Below are 4,037 nucleotides of genomic sequence, written 5' to 3' on the forward strand. Positions count from 1 at the left end.
CGAGCCAGTGCTGACCGGTCAGGCAGTTGATGCCCACCCAGCCGTCGACGGCCCGGACGACGCCCAGCATGGGTGCCGACCGCAGGTTGGCGGGCAGCCCGAGGCGTCGCATCCGCTGTGCCATCAACATCGGATAGGGCAGCGTCGAGATCAACGATTCCAGCTGCGCGACATCGACTTCCGTGATCCGGCCACCGGGCGGCCGGCGCAGCGCGGTCAACGCGCCCAGGGCGCCGTAGGCCCCCGCGACGTATTCCGCGATCCGGGCGCCGACCTGAACCGGCGGGCGCTGCGGATCCCGGGTGCTGACCCAGCCCGACGCCGCCTGCAGGGTCAGCGCCGTGGCGGGTCGATGACGCGACGGACCGGACTGACCGAACTCAGAGATGCGCAGAATTACCAGGTTCGGGTTGATCCGCTGCAAATCGTCGATGCCCAGACCCCAGCCCTTCAGGGTTCCGGGCGGGAGGTCTTCGATCAGGACCTGCGCCTGCGCGATGAGCTCGAGCGCAGACGCCAGATCGTGGCCCTCCGAGAGGTCAAGTGTGGCACCGTGTTTGCCGGCGTTGAGGTACTCGAACAGGCCGCACCGATCCGGGTCGGCGAGTCCGGTGGGGAACGGCCCCCAGCGCCGCAGCGGGTCTCCGGCGGGCGGTTCGATCTTGATGACCTCGGCGCCCAGGTCGACCAGAAGCTTTGCCGCGTAGGGACCCGAGATCTCGCCCGCGATTTCGACGACGTGCAGCCCCTCAAGGGGTCCCGTCACGCGGGGATCCCGATGGCCATCGGTTCCATGTATTGGTGCAGTCCGCCGATCCCGCCACCCTCGCGGCCCAGCCCGCTGAGCTTGAAGCCGCCGAACGGCGCGCCGCCCGGGTTGACGCCGTTGACGGCGATCTGGCCGGTGCGGATGCGGCGCGCCACCCCGACGGCACGGTCCACGTCACCGCCCCACACCGCGCCGGAGAGCCCGTATTGCGAGTTGTTCGCGATGGCGACCGCGTCGTCGTCGTCGCGGTAGCGCAGCACGGTCAACACCGGACCGAACACTTCCTCTTGCGCGATAGTCGAATTCGGGTCCACTCCGGACAGGATGGTCGGTTCGAAGTAGAAGCCGACGTCCAGATCCGCCGGCCGGCCGCCGCCGGTCACCAGCCTCGCTCCGTCATTCAGCGCGCCGGCCACGTGTGACTCGACTCGGTCGCGCTGCGCCGCACTGATCAACGGACCCATCTGCACCTCGGGGTCGGTGGGGTCGCCCACCTTGACCTCGCGGGCCAAGGCGGCGAGCCGATCGACAACATCGTCGTGCAGCGAGTCGGGAAGCAGCAGCCGGCTGTGCAGGATGCAGGCTTGCCCGGCGTGCAGCGAACAGGATTCGAACAGCATCTGGCGCAGCATGTCGTCGGTGATTTGCGCATCGTCGAGGACGATGCTGGCCGACTTGCCGCCCAGTTCCAACAGGATCCGCTTCATCGTGTCCCCGGCGGCGGACATCACCTGGCGGCCCACGGCCGAGCTGCCGGTGAAGCTGACCATGTCGATGCGCGGATCGGTGGTCAGCAGCTTGGCCGCCTCGACACCGGACGGCGTGACCACGTTGACCACCCCGGGCGGGATGTCGGTGTGCTCGTCGATGAGCCGCGCCAATGCCAGACCGGCCAGCGGTGTCAGCGGGGACGGCTTGAGCACGACCGTATTGCCCGCCGCCAGAGCATGATTCAGCTTCATGACGTTGAGGCAGTGCGGGAAGTTCCACGGCGTCAGCACCGATACGACACCCAGCGGCGCGTGCCGCAACACGGTGGTTCCGGCGCTGATGCCGGTGACCTCCTGGTCGACCAGCTGGGTGGCGAGCTGCGCGGCGTGCATGGACATGAAGCCGGCGCCGTCGATCTGCATGATGCGCTCGTTGGCGATGCAGCCCCACTCCGCCTGGGACAGCGCAAAGAAGTCATCGGCGTGTTTGGTCAGCGCCTCGCCCAACTGGTTCAGGCACCCGGCGCGCTGCTCGGCGGTCATCGTGCCCCAGGGTCCGCTGTCGAAGGCGCGGCGAGCGGCCGCGATCGCATCGCCGACCTGGGCGACGCTCGCGTCCGGGGCGGTGGCGATGACGGCCTCGGTGGACGGGGACAGGTCGTCATAGCGGCCGTCCTGCGGCTCGACCCAGTTGCCGTCGATGTAGAGCTGATAGGTCTGGACTAGAGCGGGCGAATCGGCCATGGCTTCCTCCGGTCATCTGATCACTTGGTGTACACCTCCGTGTCGCCCTCGTCAATCATCAATCGCGCGAATTGCAAGCTACCGCAATATCTACGTGTCGTGTTGACAGCATGCGACGGCACGGAGTAGACACAGTCCGCAGGACAGATTGCCTCAATCTGTCCGATCGGGTGTCCTGCGAGAGGGGCTTGCCGTGCAGACTCATCCGCCGCTGCGCTCGCCGAGCTTCCCGCTGCACTCCCCCGACTTCTACGCCGGCGATCCCTACCCGGCCTATCGGGAGCTGCGCGCCACCGCGCCGGTGTGCTGGAACGACGTCACCGACTTCTGGGCGCTGCTGAAGTACGAGGACATCCGGTTCGTGTCGAGCAATCCGGCGCTGTTCTCGTCCACGAAGGGCATCACCATTCCGGACCCGGCGAATCCCAACCCGGTACAGGCGGGCAACCTGATCTTCAGCGACCCGCCCCGGCACCGCCAATTGCGCAAGCTGATCAACTCCGGCTTCACCAAGCGGCGGGTTGCCGTGTTGGAGCCAAAGATTCGTCAGATCGTGCGCGGGATCCTGGACGGCATCGAACCCGGCTCGGTCCACGAGTTCGCCGAGGAGGTCGCGGCGCCACTGCCCACCCGCATGATCGCCGAACTGATCGGCGCCCCGCCGGACGACTGGGAGCAGTTCCGGGCGTGGTCGGACGCGGCCACCGGGACGGCCGACCCCGAGATCGAACTCGACTCGTTGGTGGCCATGGGCCAGCTCTTCGAGTATTTCCAGGCGCTGATCGCCGACCGGCGGGTGCACCCGCGCGACGACCTGCTGTCGGTCCTGGCCGAGGCCGAGATCGACGAGCACCGGCTGACCGACGAAGACCTGCTCAACTTCGCCTTCCTGCTGCTGGTGGCCGGCAACGAAACCACCCGCAACCTCATCGCGCTGGGCACGTTGGCGTTGATCGCGCATCCCGACCAACGCCGCCTGCTGGTCTCCGACCCCGCACGCATCCCGCTCGCCGTCGAGGAGATGTTGCGGTGGAACAGTCCAGTGGTGCACATGGCCCGCACCGCGACCGCCGACGTCGAGATCCGCGGCCAGCGGATCCGCGCCGGCGAGGTGGTGGTGATGCTGTACGGGTCGGCCAACCGCGACGAGGACGTGTTCGGCCCCGACTCCGAGGAGTTTGACGTGACCCGTCACCCGAACCCGCACATCGCCTTCGGCTGCGGTGAACACTCCTGCGTCGGTGCGCAATTGGCGCGCCTGGAGGCGACGGTGCTGTTCGACGAGCTGCTGCGCCGCTTCCCCACCATGGAGCTGGTGGGCGACGTGCACAGGATGCGGGCCACCATGGTGCCCGGCGTCAAACGCATGCCGGTGCGGATGGGAATCTGAGCCGATGGACCTCGAATACACGCCAGAGCAATGCAAGCTGCGCGCCGAGATCCGCGCGACCCTGGAAACGGTGATGACGCCGGAACGCGTCGCCGCGGTCAGCGAGCACATGGAGGGCGGGCCGGCCGTACGCGAGTGCATCCGCGCCCTCGCCGCGGCCAATCTCCTAGGCGTCGGGTGGCCGAAAGAATATGGCGGACGAGGGTTCTCGGCCATCGAACAGTTCATCTTCTCCGAAGAGGCGCGCCGGGTCAGCGCACCCATCCCGCTAGTGACGCTCAACACCGTCGGGCCGACGCTCATGCACTACGGCACCGACGAGCAGAAGCGTCAGTTCCTGCCGGCGATCCTGGACGGCACGGCGGAGTTCGCCATCGGCTACTCGGAACCCGGCGCGGGCAGCGACCTCGCCTCGGTGCGCACG

The 4,037-nt window shown here is 67.8% G+C and carries 4 protein-coding genes; 2 read left to right on the forward strand and 2 right to left on the reverse strand.

Features of this window, described 5'->3' with window-relative positions; genetic code table 11:
• Positions 1-766: CoA transferase (locus A5624_RS23880; protein ID WP_197519023.1), on the reverse strand; the 766-nt coding region annotated here is incomplete at its 3' end.
• Positions 763-2,223, reverse strand: a complete 1,461-nt coding sequence (locus A5624_RS23885) for an aldehyde dehydrogenase family protein (RefSeq protein WP_066872038.1) — start codon at positions 2,221-2,223, stop codon at positions 763-765. The genes A5624_RS23880 and A5624_RS23885, both read right to left, overlap by 4 nt.
• A 193-nt stretch (positions 2,224-2,416) precedes the next feature.
• Between A5624_RS23885 and A5624_RS23890 the strand changes: the two genes are divergently transcribed.
• On the forward strand, positions 2,417-3,613 hold the full coding sequence (locus A5624_RS23890) for a cytochrome P450 (protein WP_066872040.1): 1,197 nt from the start codon (positions 2,417-2,419) through the stop codon (positions 3,611-3,613).
• Between the two features lie 4 nt (positions 3,614-3,617).
• A partial coding sequence (locus tag A5624_RS23895; protein WP_197519024.1) for an acyl-CoA dehydrogenase family protein occupies positions 3,618-4,037 on the forward strand: 420 nt, incomplete at its 3' end.

Origin of the sequence: Mycobacterium sp. 1482292.6, from assembly GCF_001672995.1 — a bacterium.
Lineage (GTDB): Bacteria > Actinomycetota > Actinomycetes > Mycobacteriales > Mycobacteriaceae > Mycobacterium > Mycobacterium europaeum_A.